The organism is Thermobifida halotolerans, assembly GCF_003574835.2.
Taxonomy (GTDB): domain Bacteria; phylum Actinomycetota; class Actinomycetes; order Streptosporangiales; family Streptosporangiaceae; genus Thermobifida; species Thermobifida halotolerans.
The window spans coordinates 4,743,671-4,761,294 of the sequence record NZ_CP063196.1; the positions used below are offsets into that span (position 1 = coordinate 4,743,671).

Annotated in this window: 17 protein-coding genes; 13 read left to right on the forward strand and 4 right to left on the reverse strand. The window is 70.9% G+C overall.

Features of this window, described 5'->3' with window-relative positions; translation table 11 throughout:
* Position 1: 1 nt before the first annotated feature.
* The 8 genes from NI17_RS21205 to NI17_RS21240 all read left to right on the forward strand — a co-directional run bounded on the left by NI17_RS21205 (position 2) and on the right by NI17_RS21240 (position 9,772).
* Positions 2-1,450: a catalase gene (locus tag NI17_RS21205; protein WP_068689922.1), complete on the forward strand. Its 1,449-nt coding sequence runs from the start codon at positions 2-4 to the stop codon at positions 1,448-1,450.
* Positions 1,451-1,998: 548 nt separating this feature from the next.
* The gene (locus NI17_RS21210; RefSeq protein ID WP_068689924.1) at positions 1,999-2,814 is read left to right on the forward strand and encodes a chaplin family protein; all 816 of its coding nucleotides are present in this window, start codon (positions 1,999-2,001) and stop codon (positions 2,812-2,814) included.
* A gap of 189 nt (positions 2,815-3,003) precedes the next feature.
* Positions 3,004-5,016 carry an endonuclease/exonuclease/phosphatase family protein gene (locus NI17_RS21215; protein WP_243597561.1) on the forward strand — a complete coding sequence of 671 codons (2,013 nt, stop codon included), beginning with the start codon at positions 3,004-3,006 and terminating at the stop codon, positions 5,014-5,016.
* A 62-nt stretch (positions 5,017-5,078) separates the two neighbouring features.
* The gene (locus tag NI17_RS21220) at positions 5,079-5,882 is read left to right on the forward strand and encodes an SURF1 family cytochrome oxidase biogenesis protein (RefSeq protein ID WP_440571739.1); all 804 of its coding nucleotides are present in this window, start codon (positions 5,079-5,081) and stop codon (positions 5,880-5,882) included.
* Positions 5,883-6,583: 701 nt separating this feature from the next.
* Complete coding sequence (locus NI17_RS21225) at positions 6,584-7,414, forward strand: class I SAM-dependent methyltransferase (RefSeq protein ID WP_068689928.1); 831 nt, start codon at positions 6,584-6,586, stop codon at positions 7,412-7,414.
* A gap of 165 nt (positions 7,415-7,579) precedes the next feature.
* Complete coding sequence (locus NI17_RS21230) at positions 7,580-7,834, forward strand: SHOCT domain-containing protein (RefSeq protein ID WP_068689930.1); 255 nt, start codon at positions 7,580-7,582, stop codon at positions 7,832-7,834.
* A gap of 72 nt (positions 7,835-7,906) precedes the next feature.
* Positions 7,907-8,146 carry a hypothetical protein gene (locus tag NI17_RS21235; RefSeq protein ID WP_068689932.1) on the forward strand — a complete coding sequence of 80 codons (240 nt, stop codon included), beginning with the start codon at positions 7,907-7,909 and terminating at the stop codon, positions 8,144-8,146.
* Positions 8,147-8,419: 273 nt separating this feature from the next.
* Complete coding sequence (locus NI17_RS21240; RefSeq protein ID WP_068689934.1) at positions 8,420-9,772, forward strand: pectate lyase family protein; 1,353 nt, start codon at positions 8,420-8,422, stop codon at positions 9,770-9,772.
* Between the two features lie 129 nt (positions 9,773-9,901).
* On the opposite strand, the gene NI17_RS21245 is transcribed toward NI17_RS21240, so the two are convergent.
* Positions 9,902-10,591: a class I SAM-dependent methyltransferase gene (locus tag NI17_RS21245; protein ID WP_119268084.1), complete on the reverse strand. Its 690-nt coding sequence runs from the start codon at positions 10,589-10,591 to the stop codon at positions 9,902-9,904.
* 36 nt (positions 10,592-10,627) lie between these two features.
* Positions 10,628-11,590, reverse strand: a complete 963-nt coding sequence (locus NI17_RS21250; RefSeq protein ID WP_068689938.1) for an alpha/beta hydrolase — start codon at positions 11,588-11,590, stop codon at positions 10,628-10,630.
* A 194-nt stretch (positions 11,591-11,784) separates the two neighbouring features.
* Here NI17_RS21250 and purQ point away from each other — a divergent pair, with 194 nt between their 5' ends.
* The 3 genes from purQ to purL are packed head-to-tail and all read left to right on the forward strand — an operon-like array spanning position 11,785 to position 15,349.
* Entirely contained in the window at positions 11,785-12,492 is a 708-nt protein-coding gene (purQ, locus tag NI17_RS21255) for a phosphoribosylformylglycinamidine synthase subunit PurQ (protein ID WP_068689940.1), read from the forward strand.
* Between the two features lie 36 nt (positions 12,493-12,528).
* Positions 12,529-13,008 carry a hypothetical protein gene (locus NI17_RS21260; RefSeq protein WP_068689941.1) on the forward strand — a complete coding sequence of 160 codons (480 nt, stop codon included), beginning with the start codon at positions 12,529-12,531 and terminating at the stop codon, positions 13,006-13,008.
* Positions 13,009-13,048: 40 nt separating this feature from the next.
* Positions 13,049-15,349, forward strand: a complete 2,301-nt coding sequence (gene purL, locus NI17_RS21265; protein WP_068689943.1) for a phosphoribosylformylglycinamidine synthase subunit PurL — start codon at positions 13,049-13,051, stop codon at positions 15,347-15,349.
* A gap of 95 nt (positions 15,350-15,444) precedes the next feature.
* Here purL and NI17_RS21270 read toward each other — a convergent pair whose 3' ends face one another.
* A complete protein-coding gene (locus NI17_RS21270) occupies positions 15,445-15,636 on the reverse strand; it encodes a hypothetical protein (protein ID WP_068689944.1) in 192 nt (63 codons plus the stop codon).
* Positions 15,637-15,896: 260 nt separating this feature from the next.
* Here NI17_RS21270 and NI17_RS21275 point away from each other — a divergent pair, with 260 nt between their 5' ends.
* Both NI17_RS21275 and NI17_RS21280 read left to right on the forward strand, forming a co-directional pair.
* On the forward strand, positions 15,897-16,979 hold the full coding sequence (locus NI17_RS21275) for a baeRF2 domain-containing protein (RefSeq protein ID WP_234401804.1): 1,083 nt from the start codon (positions 15,897-15,899) through the stop codon (positions 16,977-16,979).
* A 43-nt stretch (positions 16,980-17,022) separates the two neighbouring features.
* Complete coding sequence (locus NI17_RS21280) at positions 17,023-17,253, forward strand: hypothetical protein (RefSeq protein WP_068689949.1); 231 nt, start codon at positions 17,023-17,025, stop codon at positions 17,251-17,253.
* Between the two features lie 109 nt (positions 17,254-17,362).
* Here NI17_RS21280 and NI17_RS21285 read toward each other — a convergent pair whose 3' ends face one another.
* Positions 17,363-17,605, reverse strand: coding sequence for a helix-turn-helix transcriptional regulator (locus tag NI17_RS21285; protein WP_068689951.1), 243 nt, complete (start codon positions 17,603-17,605; stop codon positions 17,363-17,365).
* Between the last annotated feature and the right edge of the window lie 19 nt (positions 17,606-17,624).

Genomic DNA, 17,624 nt, shown 5'->3' on the forward strand with positions numbered 1-17,624 from the left:
ATTGGTCGCTTACAGCACCGATGACGCCGGTATCCCGGCCCCGCACGACGGCCTCTCGCAGTCGGTCGGCCCCAACGGCCCCCTGCTGCTCCAGGACCACTTCCTGATCCAGAAGATGGCCCACTTCAACCGTGAGCGCGTGCCCGAGCGCGTGGTGCACGCCAAGGGCGGCGGAGCCTTCGGTGAGCTGGAGATCACCGAGGACGTCAGCCAGTACACGCGGGCCGACCTGTTCCAGAAGGGCAGGAAGACCCCGCTGCTCCTCCGCTTCTCGACCGTCGCCGGCGAGCTGGGCAGCGCCGACACCGCTCGCGACCCGCGCGGCTTCGCCCTGAAGTTCTACACCGAGCAGGGCAACTACGACATCGTCGGCAACAACACGCCGATCTTCTTCATCCGGGATCCCTCGAAGTTCTCCGACTTCATCCACTCGCAGAAGCGGCGCGCCGACAACCAGCTGCGCGACAACAACATGCAGTGGGACTTCTGGACGCTCAACCCCGAGTCGGCGCACCAGGTCTCCTTCCTGATGACCGACCGCGGCACCCCGAAGACCTGGCGCCACATGCACGGCTTCGGCAGCCACACCTTCATGTGGTACAACGCCAACGGTGAGAAGTTCTGGGTGAAGTACCACTTCAAGACCGAGCAGGGCATCGAGAACCTGACCGCCGCCGAGGCCAAGGCGATGGAGGCCGAGGACCCCGACGCGCACCGCCGTGACCTGTGGGAGAGCATCAAGAGGGGTGACTACCCCGCCTGGACGGTCAACGTCCAGATCATGCCCTTCGAGGAGGCCGCCGACTACCGGTTCAACCCGTTCGACCTCACCAAGGTGTGGCCGCACAGCGACTACCCGGAGATCACCATCGGCCGGTTCGTCCTCAACCGGAACCCGGAGAACTACTTCGCCGAGATCGAGCAGGCGGCGTTCGAGCCCTCCAACCTGGTTCCGGGTGTGGCCGGCAGCCCCGACAAGATGCTGCAGGGGCGGCTGTTCTCCTACCCGGACACCCACCGCTACCGGATCGGTCCCAACTACCTGCAGTTGCCGGTCAACCGGCCGAAGTCGCCGGTCCGCAGCTACAACTACGACGGGCCGATGGCGTACTACAACAACCCCGACCCGGTGTACGCGCCGAACACCGCGGGCGGCCCCGAGGCCCAGCCCGACCTGTTCAAGGGCGAGGAGTACCACGTGGCGGGTGAGATCGTCCGCTCCGCCTACACCCTCCACAAGGAGGACGACGACTTCGGCCAGGCGCGCACGCTGTGGGAGAAGGTCCTCTCCGACACCGACCGCGCCAACATGGTGGACAACATCGTCGGCCACGCCTCGGCGCCCGAGGTCACCGACGACATGAAGAAGCGCGTCGTCGAGTACTGGACCAACATCCACCCGGACCTGGGCGGCGGCGTCGCCAAGGGACTGGGAGTCCAGCAGGCCTAGCCGTCCCCGCCGGAGCGCGGTGACGCGCTCCGGCCGCGACGAGCCCCGGTCGAGGACCCTTCGCGGGTACCCGGCCGGGGCTTCGCCGTCTCCGGGCGGCGGACCGCGGCAGTGGCGGTCCGCCGCCTTCCGCATTCGGTACGGACAATTGCGCGCACACCGCTCCCCGGACCCGCGACAACGAATTTGCTTAGTAATTCGCCGGAGAGATATGTGCTGCTTGGGGGGGTTTCCGGCGCTGTGGCAGTGTCTGCGAAGGTGGATCGGTAGGAAATTTGACCAACAGACCCGTGAGTTTTGTGGAAGCTCTTGCAGAAAGTCTCGCGGAAAGCCGAGAAGCTGCTAACGTTACGGTCGGTCAGCGATCTGGAGCGGACCGTCGCTCTTTTTGGTTGGTCCGCCGTCAACCGGTTGGATCGCCCCCGTCGCTGTAGACAACATTCAAGCTTTGGATGTCGGGCCGTGGTTCACCGATCCCGCTCACGGTGACTCTTTGTGCTCAGTCATTCTCACTGGGTAGTGCAGTTAGCGAAAGGTCATACCGGAACATGCGTAAGACAATGCTCGCCACCGCCTCAACCGCCGTGCTCACGGCCGGTCTGGTGGCCGGGTTCGCCTCCCCTGCCTTCGCGGGTCAGACGGTCAGCGGCAACCAGATCAACATTCCGGTGGATGTCGCCGTCGACGTCTGCGGCAACGCCATCTCGGTCGTCGGGGAGGCCAGGGCCCAGTGCACGGTGATCGTCGACGCGCTCCAGGAGGCCTCCGAGGACGGCGAGGGCGGCGAGACGACCGCGGAGGGCGGTGACAGCGTCGCCAGCGGCAACCGGATCAACATTCCGGTGGATGTCGCCGTCGACGTCTGCGGCAACGCCATCTCGGTCGTCGGGGAGGCCAGGGCCCAGTGCACGGAGGTCGCCGAGGCGCTCCAGGAGGCCTCCGAGGGCGGCGAGAGCGGCGAGAGCGGCGAGACGGCCGCGGAGGAGACCGGTGGCTCCAACGCCTCCGGGAACGACGACGTCCTCAGTGACAACGAGGTCAACGCCCCCGTGAACGCCGATGTCGACGTCTGCGGCAACTCGGTCGCCGTCCTGGGCTCCGCCGAGGCCGACTGCGAGGAGACCGCCCAGGCGGAGGAGCCCACCGGGGTCGAAGAAGGCGCCGAGACTCCCCAGGAGTCGGGGACCGCCGAGGAGCCCGCCGACGACAAGCCCGCTCAGGAGACCAGGGAGGTGGCGACCGACGAGACCCTGCCGGTGACCGGCGCCGCTCTCGGCGGTCTGGTCGCCGCCGCGGTCGCGGCCCTCGGCGGCGGCGGCGCGGCCATGTACCTCTCCCGCAGGAAGAAGGCGACCGAGGACTGAGGCAGACCTCCTCCGTCATCCGTGTCCGTGCCCCCGGCCGATCGGCCGGGGGCACGGAGTTGTTCATGCGAGGGCGGAGAGTAACCAGTCAGAAGCAAACCGAAATCTGGCATTTTTTCGTGATCTGGGACACAATTCCTCTGCTGGAATGGGAAAGTCGGGGGGCTTCTTACCGGGAGAAGAACGCATATGAGCGCGCCGACAGGCCCTACCGACCGTGGATTTCTCCCCGCGCTGACGATCGGGGGCGGACTCTGGCTCCTCCTCGACGTACTCCGGGTGTGGCTTCCGTCGCTGATCACGGTCTTCGGTCAGGCCGGGACGACGCCGCCGCAGGCCGTCGGACTCTTCGCGCTCGGCTGGTTCCTGGCGCCCCTGCCCGTCCTGTTCCTGCGCTCCCTGCTCGCGGGCGGCGCGGCCGAGGACACGGAGGACCGGATTCCCCGCCTGCCGCTGGACGTGTGGTTCGCGATCGCGCTGGGCGGAGTGCGTCTGCTGCTCCAGGCCGCCGGCGGGGAGCAACTCCAGTTGTACGCGGCCTCCGCCGGGGTCCTCATCGGACTCGCCTGGCTGGCCACGGTCGCGGCACGGGCCCGGCGCTCCCTGCTGCGCGGATTCGCGCTCGGCCTCGCCCTGTCCACGCTCACCCACGCGGCACTCGGCACCTACGCGGCGGTGTGGCGGCCGGGGATGCTCGGCTGGGGGATCGTGGGCGCCCAGGTCGCCCTGTTCTGGTGGACGCTGACCAGGACACCGCGCCTCACCCGGCGGGACTTCGACGGGCAGGCCGCCGACCCGGTGCTGTGCTTCCTGTTGCTCCCCGCACTGCTGATCGCCGGCGTGCTCACGGCCTCGCCCGCGCGCGCCGAGGCCGCCGTCGGCTGGCCCGACGGCTGGGCCGCGGTGGTCGTCGCGGTGGCGGTCGCGATGGGATACGTCCTCTCGGGCGCGTCCGCGACCCCCGGACGCACGCCGATCGTTCCCGGAACGGCACTGGTCGCCGCGGTCGCGGTGGCCGCCTTCGGCACCGTCGAGGACGGAGGCGTTCCCGGACTGCCGCCCTTCTTCGCGGTCATCGCCCAGGCCGTGGGCGCACTGGCCCTCATCGCCTGCCTGGCCTGGGCCGACTGGCCCGGATCGCGGGGACGGGCGCCCCGGCCCGGCCGCGCCGGTCCGGCCGTGCTTCTCGGCGGCCTGGTGTTCCTGGGGGGCCTCTTCGGCTACTACGCGGGCTACGACCTGGGCTACCGCGCCGATGCCGTCCTGGTTGCCGTGGCGGTGCTGATCACCGCGACGGCGGCCGTGCACGGCCGCCGCAAGGACCGCGACTCGGGCAGCCGGGTGCGTCACCCGGCCGTCCACCGCTGGCCGGGCGCGGTGGTCGCGGCCGCCGGGACGGCGGCCGCCGTGTTCCTCCTGCCGTTCGTGACGGTGCCCGCGGCCGCCACGCCGTTCCCCGCCGCGGCCGCGGGAGGCGCCGACGAGGAACTGCGGGTGGTGGCCTACAACCTGCGGATGGGCTACGACACGGCCGGCACCTACGACATCGAGGGAGTGGCCACGGCGATCCAGCGGGTCGACCCCGACGTGGTGCTGCTGAGCGAGGTGGACCGCGGGTGGTTCCTCAACGGAGGACAGGACGTGCTGGGCGTGCTGTCCGACGCGCTCGACATGGAGGCCGTGTTCGCGCCCGCCGCCGACCAGGTCTGGGGGGACGCCGTGCTGACCCGGCTGCCGATCGTGGAGACCGTCGGCCACCGGTTGCGCTCCTACGGCGCCCCGATCGGCGCGCAGGCGCTGTCCGTGGTGGTCGAGCACGAGGACACCGAGATCGAGGTGATCTCCACCCACCTGCAACCGCCCGCCGACAGGGAACCGACCATGCAGGCCGCGGACCTGGCCGACATCGTCATCGAGCGTGCCGGACTCGGGCGGCCGATCGTCGTGGGCGGCGACCTCAACTTCGCGCCGAACGGCGCCGCCTGGCGGGAGATGGAACGCGCCGGGCTCTACGACGCGCTGTTCCGGATCCGTCCCGCCCCCACCTTCCCCGCGGACAGGCCGGAGCTGGAGATCGACCACATCCTCACCACCGAGGGGCTCGTCCGGGAACAGGCCGCCGCGCTTCCCGTGACGCACTCCGACCACCTTCCCGTCATGGCCGTGCTGCGGCTGGACCGGCCCACGGTGTACGGAACCTGACCACCGTCGTCGGAGAGCCGGGTCGGTGCGAGCGGCGGCCGACGGTCCCATAGCCTCGATATGTGCTTCGTGTCCTGACCTCACCTCGGATGTTGGCGTTCCACGCACTGCTGCTCGTGGTGGTGCCCTCGTTCATCGCCCTGGGCCTCTGGCAGTACGAGCGGGCGCAGGCCAAGGCCGCCGTGGTCGAGTTGCAGGAGACCAATCTCGCCGGCGACCCGGTTCCTCTCGACGAGCTGACCGCGGTCGGCGAGGAGGTGACCCGGCAGGACCGCTGGCGGCAGGTCACCGTCACCGGAACCTACGACTCCGACCGGGAACTCCTCGTGCGAAACCGGGGCGGCTCCGGCGGGGTCGGCATGCACGTCCTCACGCCGCTGGTGACCGAGGACGGCACGGCGGTACTGGTCAACCGGGGGTGGGTGCGGCAGCCGCCCACCGCGGCCGGGCAGCCCGAGGTGCCGCCCCCCGCCGAGGGGAGGGTCACGGTGACCGGGCGGCTGCAGATCTCGGAGACCCCCGAGAACACCGGGATCCGTCCCCGGGACGGACTGCCCGAGGGACAGATCATGATCATCGACGTGGCCGCCATCGCCGAGGAGCTGCCCTACGACCTCTACGGCGGGTACGTGGAACTGGTCGAGGAGGCCCCGGAACCGGCGGCGGCGCCCGAGCCGGTCGAGGTGGCCGAGGTCAACACGGGAATGAACTTCTCCTACGCGGTCCAGTGGTGGGCCTTCACCGCCATCGCGATCGGCGGATGGGTCTTCCTGGTCCGCCGTGAGGTCCAGGAGGCGGAGACCGGGGACACGCCCCCGGCCCCGGAGAACTCCGACACCACGCCCAGCCCCACCCCCGGGGCCTGACTGAGGTGTGGGTGTTGGGTTCTGCGGTGGGCGCGGGTCTTCGCGGAGACCCCCGGGGTGGGTGAGGCATTCCACCCCGGCCGTCCGGGGCGCCTCGACCGGTCACCGGCAGCCGGTGGTATCTCGTTTCCGGGGGTTTTGTGGAATGCCTCGGCCTTGCCGGGGTGCGGCGAAACCGCATCCGCCGCGAACCCGGCCATCACACCTCGGTGAGCGCCGTCTCCGCGGCGGGACCTTCGTCCGGAACCGGACACGGACACAAAGGCCAGGCGAGAGGGCGCGGCACGGGACTTCGGCCGCGGTGCGGCGGAACTCCGCCATTCTCCGGACCCCGCCGAAACGGCCTGGTCAGAACGGACCGAAACGGTTCCGACCGTTGCGTGGACGGTGCCGCGCCGATGGACGGGCACAGACGTTGTCCCGTTCTCCCGGTGACCTTCCGCGCCGTCCGCACGTACCGGAGTCCCTGGAGGACGCCCGGGGCCGGGAGTTGACTGGGACCAGCACCACCGGCCCCCCACGAAAGAGTGTGTGAGATGTTGGAGAACAGGGACACGGTCCGGACCGTCCCGCCCCCCGCCCGGGCCTGGTGCGGCGCCATCCGGCGCTGCGCTGACCCCGACCTCTCCGCCTCCTCGCCCCGGTGAGGAGGCGCGGCACGGCCCGGACACCGCGGGCGGGGCCGGTGCGAGGATGGGGGCATGACCGATGACCTGAGGAGCGCGGCCGTGGAGCGGATCGCGCGCCGGAGGACCGACGAGGAGGAGAGCGCGCGGGCCAACCGGGTGTGGTGGGAGCGCGCGGCCGACGACTACCAGGCCGAGCACGGCGACTTCCTCGGCGACGCCGAGTTCGTGTGGGGCCCCGAGGGACTGACCGAGGGGGACGCGCGGCTGCTGGGCTCTCCGTCGGAACTGGCGGACCGCCGGGTTCTGGAGGTCGGCTGCGGTGCGGGACAGTGCGGCCGGTGGCTGCGCGCGCAGGGGGTGGCCGAGGTGGTCGGGATCGACGTGTCCGGACGCCAACTCCAGCACTCCCGCCGCATCGACGAGGCCGTCGGGTGCGTGCTGCCCACCGTGCAGGCCGACGCCCAGCGACTGCCGTTCGCCGACGCCGCGTTCGACGTGGTCTGCTCGGCCTACGGCGCCTTCCCGTTCATCCCGGACGCCCACGCCGCGCTGGGAGAGGTCGCGCGGGTGCTGCGTCCGGGCGGACGGCTGGTGTTCTCGGTCAGCCATCCGGTCCGCTGGTGCTTCCCCGACGATCCGGGCGAGGCCGGGCTCCAGGCTCGCGACTCCTACTTCGACCGCCGTCCCTACGTTGAGGAGGACGGGCGGGGGCGTGCGCTGTACGTGGAGGCCCACCACACGGTCGGCGACTGGGTGCGCGCCATCACCGGCGCCGGACTCCTGCTGCGCGACCTCGTCGAACCCGAGTGGCCCGACGGCAACACCCGGACGTGGGGCGGCTGGAGTCCGCTGCGGGGCCGCATCCTGCCGGGCACCGCGATCTTCGTCGCCGACCGCCCGTAGCGTGCCCGGCCGGCGAGGACGTCAGGTGTGGCGTCCGCACAGATGATCAATGGCCGTGTTCTCCGCCGACGCGCCGGATCCGGCGGCCTCCGAGGTGTCCCCGTCGAGCCTGTGGGTAGCGGCAGGCGGGTGACACGGTCGGGCTCCGGAGGAGGTGCGGTCGACATGGGCGGAGTGGAGTTCGGGCTGTTCCTGATGCTGCTGCTGGGCGTGGTCGTTCCGGTGGGGGTGATCATCATCGTCGTGGCGATCCTGTGGCGCTCGCAGCGGTCCGCCGAGCAGAGGGTGCGCTCGCCGGAGTACTGGGAGCAGCAGTGGGCCGAGAGCGACTCGCTCCTCCGCGACCTGGACCGGCGGTTGGCCGAGGGGGAGATCGACCGGAGTGAGTACGAGCGTCTCCGGGAGAGGTACCGGCACTGAGGGGTTCGGGACGGCCGTCGGGGCCGGTGGGCGTGGGCGCCGAGTGGGCGAAGGGACACGGAAGGAGAGGTCATGGGAGTCATCCGCGCCGAGCACGTGGAGGAGTTGCTGCGGTCGGCCGACGCCGAGGCGGTGCTCGTGGTCCGGGGCGGGGCGGCCGAGGTGGTGCCGCGCGCCCGGCTCGGGGACCCCGAGTACCGGGGGGCGCTCCAGGTGGCGAGCCGCCGGGACCTGGAGGGGGAGGCCACGGCGGGAGACCCCGAGGCCCTGGCGCGCAACCTCGACGCGACGGTGGAGGGGATGGGCGGCTGACCCCGCGGCGGCCTCGGCGCGGCCCTGTCCGCCGCGGCTGGGGACCTCCGTCCCCGCGGCCGACGAAGTTGAGGTAAGGGCTTTCCTTCAATGCTGCAGGATGCCTGGGACAAAACCGCACGACGATCGGATGTCCGGGGTGACTGACCATTGACACTCTGGACTTTCTGTGACTAGTGTCACGGCAAGCGCTTTCCAGAAATCTGGTCCCCCACATCCGCCGCCCGCTTCCCCACTCCGGCGTTCCCCGAGTCGGGCGGCAAGGAGAGTCCCATGCGAAGAGCAGTCACCCTCGGCATCGCCCTCGCCCTGCCGCTCGCGTTGACCGCACAGGGCAGCGCGCTGGCTCGCCCCCACCACCATCACTCCGGCGTCTCGCACAAGGCCGAACGGGTCGCCCGCGAGGTGCTCGGCCCCAACGACGGCTGGGCCGCGCTCGGCACCGGCACCACCGGAGGCTCCGCCGCCGACGACGAACACGTCCACGTCGTGGAGAACTACGCCGAACTGCGTGCGGCGCTGGACGGCGGACGCAACAACGACACCCCCAAGATCATCTTCCTGAAGGGGCGGATCGACGCCAACACCGACGCGCAGGGCAACCGGCTCACCTGCGACGACTACGCCGACCCCGAATACGACCTCGACGCCTACCTGGCCGCCTACGACCCGGAGGTCTGGGGCTGGGACGAGGAGCCGTCCGGCCCCCTGGAGGAGGCCCGGGAACGCTCCTACCGGAACCAGCGCGACCAGATCGTCTTCGAGGTCGGCTCCAACACCACCCTCATCGGCCTCGGCGACGACGCCGCACTGGTCGGCGCGCAGATGATGGTGGAGAGCGTCGACAACGTCATCATCCGCAACATCTCCTTCGAGACCGCCCAGGACTGCTTCCCCCAGTGGGACCCCACGGACGGCTCCGCGGGCAACTGGAACTCCGAGTTCGACGGGGTGTCGGTGCGCCGCTCCACCCACGTGTGGATCGACCACAACGAGTTCAGCGACGGCGACGTGCTCGACAGCGAACTGCCCGAGTACCTCGGCCGCGAGTTCCAGGTCCACGACGGCCTGCTGGACATCACCCACGGCTCCGACCTGGTCACCGTCTCCTACAACGTCCTGCGCGACCACGACAAGACGATGCTGATCGGCAGCACCGACTCGCCCACCCACGACGTCGGCAAACTGCGGGTCACCCTGCACCACAACCGGTGGGAGAACGTGCTGCAGCGTGCTCCCCGGGTCCGCTACGGACAGGTGCACATCTACAACAACCACTACGTCATCCCCGCCACGCAGGAGGGGGAGAAGACCTACCAGTACTCGTGGGGCGTGGGCGTGGAGTCCCAGATCCACGCGGAGAACAACTACTTCGACATCGCCCCGGGCACCGACCGCTCCCAGGTCGTCGCCCACTGGAAGGGCGTCCAGATGTACGAGTCGGGCAGCTACGCCAACGGCCGTTCCCGCCGGCACCGGATCAGCTTCCTGGAGCAGTACAACGCGGTCCACACTCCACTGATCGAGAACCGGGCGACCTGGGAGCCCGAACTCCACAACCGGATCCACCCGACCCAGGCGGTGCCCGCCAAGGTGCGGAAGGCCGGTGTCGGACGCGTTCTGTGACGGTGCGCCCCGCCGCCCAGGCGGTGCCGCACCACCGCGGCCTCGTCCCCGACCCCCTCCCTCTCCCCGAAGGGGAACGAAGCCCGGAAGGCGGCCCCGGCGTCCACGGACGCCGGGGCCGCCGCCGTCTCAGGAGAGCGGCTTGCGCAGGTGGTAGATCCAGGCGGGAGGGATGTTGCGGAACACGCGCTCCCGACCCACCCCGTACCGGTTCACCCACTCCTCCACCTCCCAGCCGGACCGGACCTGGCGCAGGTAGTCGTCGAGCGGCGCGATGACCGCCTTGACCTGCTTGGTGTACAGGTAGCCGAAGAAGGACAGGTGGCCGCCGGGGCGCAGCACGGTGAAGTAGTACTCCATGATCGTGCGGACCTCGTCGGCGGTGAAGTTGGCGAACGGGAGGCCGGAGACGATGACGTCGAACCGGCGGTCCGTGCCCAGATCGGTGACCAGGGCCTGGTGCACGGTGACGCGGTCGGCGACCGCGAGGAACACCGGGTCGGTCTTGACCAGACCGTTCAGGTACTCCACGAACGTCGGGTTGGGTTCGACCATGTCGAACGTGTCGCCGCCGCGCATGCGCGAGGCGATGGCACGGGAGACGGGACCGGTTCCGGCGCCCGCCTCCAGGATGCTGAGAGGAGTTGACGGGTCGTCCCGTTCGGCGACGTAGCGAGTCAGCGCGTCGGCCAGCGCCGCTCCGCTGGGAATGACGGCGCCCGTGGCGCGGAAGGTCCGGACCGCCTGCTGGAAGAAGATCCCCGCGTCGTGGAAGGGCTGGGACAGGCGGGAGACCTGGGGGTCATGGTTGGCTGCCATGGCTGAACGCTACTGCCCACGGGGCTAAGAAGGCAGTCAACCGGACCGCCGTGTCGCGCCGATCGTGTCCCGCAGCACGGCCACGACGGGGATTTCGGCCTGGCGCCCCAGCGGAAGCAGCGAGCCCAGACCGAACATCCCGTGGAAGCCGCCGTTGACCCGGACGGTGGTGGCCGGAACCCCGGCGGCGGCCAGTGCCCGGGCGTAGGCCTCGGCCTCGTCCCGCAGTGGGTCGAAGTCGGCGGTGACCACCAGGGCGGGCGCGGCGCCGGACAGGTCGGCCGCGCGTATGGGCGAGGCGCGGAAGTCCCCGGCGTCGGCGGGATCGGCCAGGTACTGCTCGGCGAACCAGCGCATGCCCTCGGAGGTGAGGAAGTAGCCCTCGCCGTTGACGATCCGGGACGGGTACGGGGTGTCCTCGGTCACCGGGTATCCGGTGAGATCGGTCACCGGATAGATCAGGACCTGTGCGGCGAGCGCCGGTCCGCCGCCGCGGGCCAGCAGTGCCACCACCGCGGCGAGACCGCCGCCCGCGCTGTCGCCCACGACCGCCAGGCGGTCGGCGGCCACCCCCAGTTCCGCGGCGTGGTCGGCGACCCAGCGGGTGGCCGTGAAGGCGTCCTCGACGGCGGCGGGGAAACGGTGCTCGGGAGCCAGGCGGTAGTCCACCGAGACCACGGCGGCCCCGCTCTCCGCGGCGATCAGCCGGGCCACGTGGTCGTGGGTGTCGAGATCGCCGATGACGTAGCCGCCGCCGTGGAAGAACACCGCGCAGCCCGGAGCGGGACCGTCCGGCGCCGGATGGTAGAGCCGGACCGGAACGTCCCCGTCGGGAGAGGGAACGGCGAGATCACGTACCAGGGCGACGTCGGCGCCCACGATCCTGCGCTCCCTGCGGGACGAGCGCAGCAGTACGGCGTCCACCCCCACCGCGCCCGCCTGGGGCGAGGAGGCGACGAGTTCGTCGATGAATCTGCGGGTCTCCGGACTGAGCGACATACGGGACAGACCTTCCGTCGGGTGGACATCCAGACGATAACCGCCCGGTTGCGGTTTCGGACGGTCCGGAACGCGCCGCGGGGAAGCACCACGACCGCCGCCCCGCACAGCGGGTAGTCTCGTAGGAGGTCGAGCTGTTCGGGACGAGACTCGGCCCAGCCTTACTCCCATCGACTTTTTCGGAGAGTGCCCATATGGCTGCCCCTTGTGTGGGCGTCGTCACCTTCCCCGGTTCCCTTGACGACAGGGACGCCGCGCGCGCGGTGCGCATCGCCGGCGCCGAGCCCGTCTCCCTCTGGCACGGCGACGCCGATCTCAAGGGCGTCGACGCGGTCGTGCTGCCCGGCGGTTTCTCCTACGGCGACTACCTGCGCTGTGGGGCCATCGCCCGGTTCGCGCCGATCATGACCGAACTCGTGCCCGCCGCCCGCTCCGGGAACCTCCCGGTCCTCGGCATCTGCAACGGGTTCCAGATCCTGTGCGAGAGCCACCTGCTGCCCGGTGCGCTCACCCGCAACTCCTCCCAGCACTTCGTCTGCCGCGACCAGTTGCTGCGGGTGGAGACCGCCGACACCGCGTGGACCAACGGCTACTCCGCGGGCCAGGAGATCCTCATCCCGCTCAAGAGCGGTGAGGGCAACTACGTGGCCGACCCCGAGACCCTCGCCGAACTGAAGCGTGAGGGCCGTGTGGTGGTGCGCTACGTCGACTCCGCGCCCAACGGTTCCACGGACGACATCGCCGGGATCACCAACGAGCACCGCAACGTGGTCGGGCTCATGCCGCATCCCGAGCACGCCGTGGAGGCGCTGACCGGACCCTCGACGGACGGCCTCGGCTTCTTCACCTCGGTCCTGGCCCACCTGACCGGCGGCGCGCCGGTTCCCGCGGTCGCCGGTTGACCGCGCCCGCCGGAGGGCACGGGGGATGATGTCGCGATGATGGCGCTGCTGCGGTCCAGGAAGATCCAGGTCGGCCTGGCGATTGCGGGGGTCCTCGCACTGCTGGCCACGATGGGCGTCACGCTGCTGTACCGGCCGTGGGCCTCCGACAGCGCCGTGCCCCCGCCTCCCTCCGCGCCCTCCATGGAGGTCCTGGGCGCGGCACCCGAGGGGGTGGCCTACACCGACCTCGGTGAGCAGTGCACCCAGTTCGAGTGCTATCGCGCGGTCGCGATCACCACCGACGGTCTCAGCGCCGAGGAGGCGATCGAGGCCGTCTACACGCACCTGCTCGACCAGGGATGGGGACGTCTGCTGCCCGAGGGGGAGACCGACCCCGAGGAGGTGCCCTACGCCGAGTCGGCGCTCAGCGACGGCTCGGTCATGGTCCAGGGCAGCCTGGAACCCTATATCGAGGGCACCACGGCCGGGCTGCTGCTGGCCTACCTCGTACCGCCGTCCTCCCCCACCTCCTAAGCTCCGATCCGCTCCGCTTCCCGAACGGAAAACAACCCGTATGTCTGAAGAACCCCGGTTCGACACGGTCGCCAGGGCGGCGACCACCCCGGACCTTCCGCAGCCGTACACCGAACTCGGCATGAAGGACGACGAGTACGCGCGGGTCCGCGAGATCCTGGGCCGCCGTCCCACCTCGGCCGAACTGGCCATCTACTCGGTCATGTGGAGCGAGCACTGCTCCTACAAGAGTTCCAAGGTCCACCTGCGCCAGTTCGGGGAGAAAGCCCCCGAGACCGACGTGCTGCTGGTCGGCATGGGCGAGAACGCGGGTGTCGTGGACGTCGGCGACGGCTACGCGGTCACCTTCAAGATCGAGTCGCACAACCACCCCTCCTACGTGGAGCCACACCAGGGCGCGGCCACCGGAGTGGGCGGCATCGTGCGCGACATCCTCACCATGGGCGCGCGGCCGGTCGCGGTCATGGACGCGCTGCGGTTCGGTCCGGTCGACGCCCCCGACACGCGGCGGGTGCTGCCGGGCGTGGTGTCGGGCATCTCCTTCTACGGCAACTGCCTGGGCCTGCCCAACATCGGCGGCGAGATCGGCTTCGACGCCGGATACTCCGGCAACCCGCTGGTCAACGCCTTGTGCGTGGGTGTGCTCAAACACGAGGACATCAAGCTCGCCCAGGCCCCCGGCCCGGGCAACCACGTCGTGCTGTTCGGCGCGACCACCGGTCCCGACGGGATCGGCGGCGCGTCCGTCCTGGCCAGCGCCAGCTTCGACGACGAGAGCCAGGCCAAGCGCCCCAGCGTCCAGGTGGGCGACCCGTTCATGGAGAAGCTCCTCATCGAGTGCAGCCTGGAGCTGTTCGCCAGGGACCTCGTCGTGGGCATCCAGGACCTGGGCGCGGCGGGAGTCTCGTGCGCGACCACCGAGCTCGCGGCGGGCGGCACCGGAGGCATGCGCGTCGACCTCGACCGCGTCCCGCTGCGCGACCCTCGGCTGACGCCCGAGGAGATCCTGATGAGCGAGTCGCAGGAGCGGATGATGGCGATCGTCGAGCCCGCCAAGCTCGACGAGTTCCTGGCGGTCTGCGCCAAGTGGGACATCCTGGCCAGCGTGATCGGCGAGGTCACCGACGTCACCCCCGAGGAGGCCGAGCGCGGCGGCCGTCTGGTCATGACCTGGCGCGGCGAGACGGTCGTGGACATGCCGCCGCGCACCGCCGCCGACGAGGGGCCGGTGTACCAGCGCCCCGTCGCACGCCCCGACGACCAGGACGCGCTGCTGGCCGACGATCCCGCCGCGCTGCCCCGTCCCGACACCGACGACCGGCTGCGCGAGCAGGTACTGCGGGTGCTGGCGGCCCCCGGAATCTGCGACCCGAACTGGGTCACCAGCCAGTACGACCGGTACGTGCTGGGCAACACGGTGCTGGCCGTGCCGCACGACAGCGGCATGATCCGCATCACCGACAACAGCGACCGCGGAGTGGCGCTGGCCACCGACGGCAACGGGCGCTACACCCGCCTCGACCCGTACACGGGCACCCAGTTGGCCTACGCCGAGGCCTACCGCAACGTCGCGGCGACCGGTGCGCGCCCCATCGCGGTCACCAACTGCCTCAACTTCGGCTCCCCCGAGGACCCCGCGGTGATGTGGCAGTTCGCCGAGTCCACGCGCGGCCTGGCGGACGCCTGCCTCGCCCTGGGCACCCCGGTGACCGGCGGCAACGTCAGCTTCTACAACCAGACCGGGAGCACCGCGATCAACCCGACCCCGGTGATCGGTGTGCTCGGCGTCATCGACGACGTGAACAAGCGGCTGACCAGCGCTTTCAGCAACGATGCCGACGGTGCGGCGATCTTCCTGCTCGGTGAGACCCGGCCGGAGCTGGGTGGTTCGGCGTGGGCCGACGTCGTCCACGGGCACCTGGGCGGCCGTCCCCCGCGGATCGACCTGGACGCCGAGGCGGCGCTGGCCCGCGTGCTGGTCGACGGCGCGGGGGCGGGAGTGCTGGCGTCGGCGCACGACCTCTCCGACGGCGGGCTGGCGGTGGCGCTGGCCGAGTCCTGCCTGCGCGGCGGGATCGGTTGCGCGGTCGACCTCGGTGAGGACCCGTTCACCGCGCTGTTCAGCGAGTCCGCCGCGCGCGCGGTGGTGAGTGTGCGGCCGGAGAACGAGGCGGCCTTCACCGAGCTGTGCGCCGAGCACGGAGTCCCGGTCGCGCGGATCGGTTCCGTCGGCGGCACCGCGCTGGCCATGGCCCACCGCGGCGGCCGGATCAGCATCGAGCTGACCGAGCTGCGCGCCACCTACGAGTCGACGCTGCCCGCCGTCTTCGGCGGCGAGTGACCGGTCCGGCCCGGCCCCCGCCGAGTCGGGGCCGGGCCGGAGTCTCTGTCCCGAGGGTGTTCGAGGAGTTCAGGGACCGCCGCCGCGGCGGGCTCTCACTCGCTCTCCTCCTCCCGCTGGACCGCCTCGCGGTCGGTGGCCGGAATTCCCTGGTCGTCGACCACGGGTTCGGGTTCACGCCATTCCTCGGCGCGGGTGGGGCCCCCGCTCTTCAGCACACCGTCGATCTCCTCTTTCAGGTCCTCGTCGATCCGGGGCCCGTGCTTGTCGCTGCCGCGTTCTTCCATGAGGGGCGCCTCCTTCCGCTCACCGAAACCGGCTGGACCCCCGCACTACCCGACCCGGGGGGCGGAAAACGCGCACGTCAGGGCGGGCCACGGCGCCGGGCGCCGCACGGGGCTCACCTCCCGGACAGGGGTTCCTTACCTCACGCATGCCCCCACAAGGGTCGGGCAGCGGCTCCGGACGAGGCGAACACCGAGTTCGGAGGGGGTGAGCGGGCCGCCGACCGGGCCCGCGGCGCATGGATCTTGGTTTTCTGCGACCGTTGTACGAGACGACCGCTCCGGTGGCCTCGGTCTACCTGGACACCACCCGGGCTTCGGAGAACGCTGACAAGGAGATCGAACTGCGCTGGCGCGGGCTGCGGGAGCACCTCGCCGAGCAGGGAGCCGACGAGGCGACCCTGAGTGCCCTGGACGCCGAGGTCGGAGGAGCCTCGGGCGTCCCCGGCCCGCAGGGGGAGGCGCTGTTCGCCTCCGAGGGGCGGCTGCTGGGCGCGTTCACGCTGTCCAGGCCGCCGCTGCGGGACCAGGCCGCCTGGCTGCCGGTCGCCGACACGCTGGGACTGACCGTCGACCGCGGTCGCCAGGTGCCCTACGTGGTGGTCGCGGCGGACCGGGAGGGCGCCGACGTCACCGCCTACAGCGTCGCCCACCACGACCCCGAGAGCAGGCGGAGCTTCAGCGGAAGCACCCTGCACATCCAGAAGGTGCGCGTCGGCGGCTGGGCGCACAAGCAGTACCAGCGCAGGTCGGAGAACCTCTGGGACGCCAACGCGGAGGAGGCGGCCAAGGACGTGGAGGCCGCGGTCTCCGATGTGGCGGCCGAGGTCGTGTTCGTCGGTGGCGACGAGCGCGCCATCGGCAAGCTCCGCGACCACCTGAGCAGGTCGGTCCTCGACATCCTCGTCGAGCAGCCCGGCGGGGGACGCTACGACTACGCCGCTCTGGCCAGTCTGCGCGATTCGGTGGACCAGGCCCTGGAACGGGCGGTGACCCGGGCCAGGGCGGAGGAGCAGGCCGAGTTCACCTCGGCACTGGGGCGGAACGAGGGCGCGGTCGAGGGGGTGGAGGCGACGACCGAGGCGCTGCGCCGCGCCCAGGTCCGTGTCCTGCTACTGGCCGCCGACCTCGGTGACGAACCGCGGATCTGGGCTTCCCGGTCCGACCCCCTGGAGGTGTCGGTGGACCGGAACCGACTCAGCGCCCCCGACTCCGCGTTCCAGGCACCGGCCAGCGCGCTGATGCTGCGCGCGGCCACGCAGACCGACGCCGAATTCGTGGAGTTGTCCGAGACGAAGGCGGCGGAGGGGACCGGCGCTCTGCTCCGCTTCGTGACCGCCCAGTGACGGCCGCCCTGTCCGGGACGGCACGGCAAGAACAGGGAGGAGCATGCGACGGGGACAGCCGAGGGGACCGCTCGGCAGCCATGACCGACCGGCCAGCGCGCTGACGTTCCGGCTGGTTCTCGCCGTCTTCGGAGCGGTGGCCTTCCTCGTGGGCGCGGTGCTGGCCATGACGATGACGGATTCGCTCCCGTTGACGGTCCTCCTGGTCGCCGGGTTCCTCGCCGCCTGCCTGAACGTCTTCTGGGTCAGCCGTCGCCGCCGCTACGAACGTTGACCGGGGCGCCACAGCCGACCGGCCGGGAACCAGCGGACTCGGGAGTTTCGCCGCGGGGAGGAGCCCCGGGCGGCCTCGGAAGGCCGCCCGGGGCTCCTCCCCGCAGGGGTCAGGAGGACTTCTCCGCGCTGCCGATCCGGGGGAACGGGGTGGTGGAGAAGACCACCTCCACGGGGACCTCGAAGTATTCGGCGATCCGCAGTGCCAGGTGCAGACTGGGGCTGTACTCGCCGCGCTCCAGGTAGCCGATGGTCTGGTAGTGCACTCCCAGGGCCTCGGCGAGTTGACGGCGGGACACGCCCCGCTCGACGCGCAGCACCGCGATGCGGTTGTAGACGTTCTCGCCGCTCATCGCCCTGCCTCCTCTCACG

Bases quoted from the DNA above. Each gene is read 5' to 3' on its own strand.
- NI17_RS21210 (WP_068689924.1), top strand. From the start codon at position 1,999: ATGCGTAAGACAATGCTCGCCACCGCCTCAACCGCCGTGCTCACGGCC.
- NI17_RS21215 (WP_243597561.1), top strand. From the start codon at position 3,004: ATGAGCGCGCCGACAGGCCCTACCGACCGTGGATTTCTCCCCGCGCTG.
- NI17_RS21225 (WP_068689928.1), top strand. From the start codon at position 6,584: ATGACCGATGACCTGAGGAGCGCGGCCGTGGAGCGGATCGCGCGCCGG.
- NI17_RS21230 (WP_068689930.1), top strand. From the start codon at position 7,580: ATGGGCGGAGTGGAGTTCGGGCTGTTCCTGATGCTGCTGCTGGGCGTG.
- NI17_RS21235 (WP_068689932.1), top strand. From the start codon at position 7,907: ATGGGAGTCATCCGCGCCGAGCACGTGGAGGAGTTGCTGCGGTCGGCC.
- NI17_RS21240 (WP_068689934.1), top strand. From the start codon at position 8,420: ATGCGAAGAGCAGTCACCCTCGGCATCGCCCTCGCCCTGCCGCTCGCG.
- NI17_RS21245 (WP_119268084.1), bottom strand. From the start codon at position 10,591: ATGGCAGCCAACCATGACCCCCAGGTCTCCCGCCTGTCCCAGCCCTTC.
- NI17_RS21250 (WP_068689938.1), bottom strand. From the start codon at position 11,590: ATGTCGCTCAGTCCGGAGACCCGCAGATTCATCGACGAACTCGTCGCC.
- purQ (WP_068689940.1), top strand. From the start codon at position 11,785: ATGGCTGCCCCTTGTGTGGGCGTCGTCACCTTCCCCGGTTCCCTTGAC.
- NI17_RS21260 (WP_068689941.1), top strand. From the start codon at position 12,529: ATGATGGCGCTGCTGCGGTCCAGGAAGATCCAGGTCGGCCTGGCGATT.
- purL (WP_068689943.1), top strand. From the start codon at position 13,049: ATGTCTGAAGAACCCCGGTTCGACACGGTCGCCAGGGCGGCGACCACC.
- NI17_RS21270 (WP_068689944.1), bottom strand. From the start codon at position 15,636: ATGGAAGAACGCGGCAGCGACAAGCACGGGCCCCGGATCGACGAGGAC.
- NI17_RS21280 (WP_068689949.1), top strand. From the start codon at position 17,023: ATGCGACGGGGACAGCCGAGGGGACCGCTCGGCAGCCATGACCGACCG.
- NI17_RS21285 (WP_068689951.1), bottom strand. From the start codon at position 17,605: ATGAGCGGCGAGAACGTCTACAACCGCATCGCGGTGCTGCGCGTCGAG.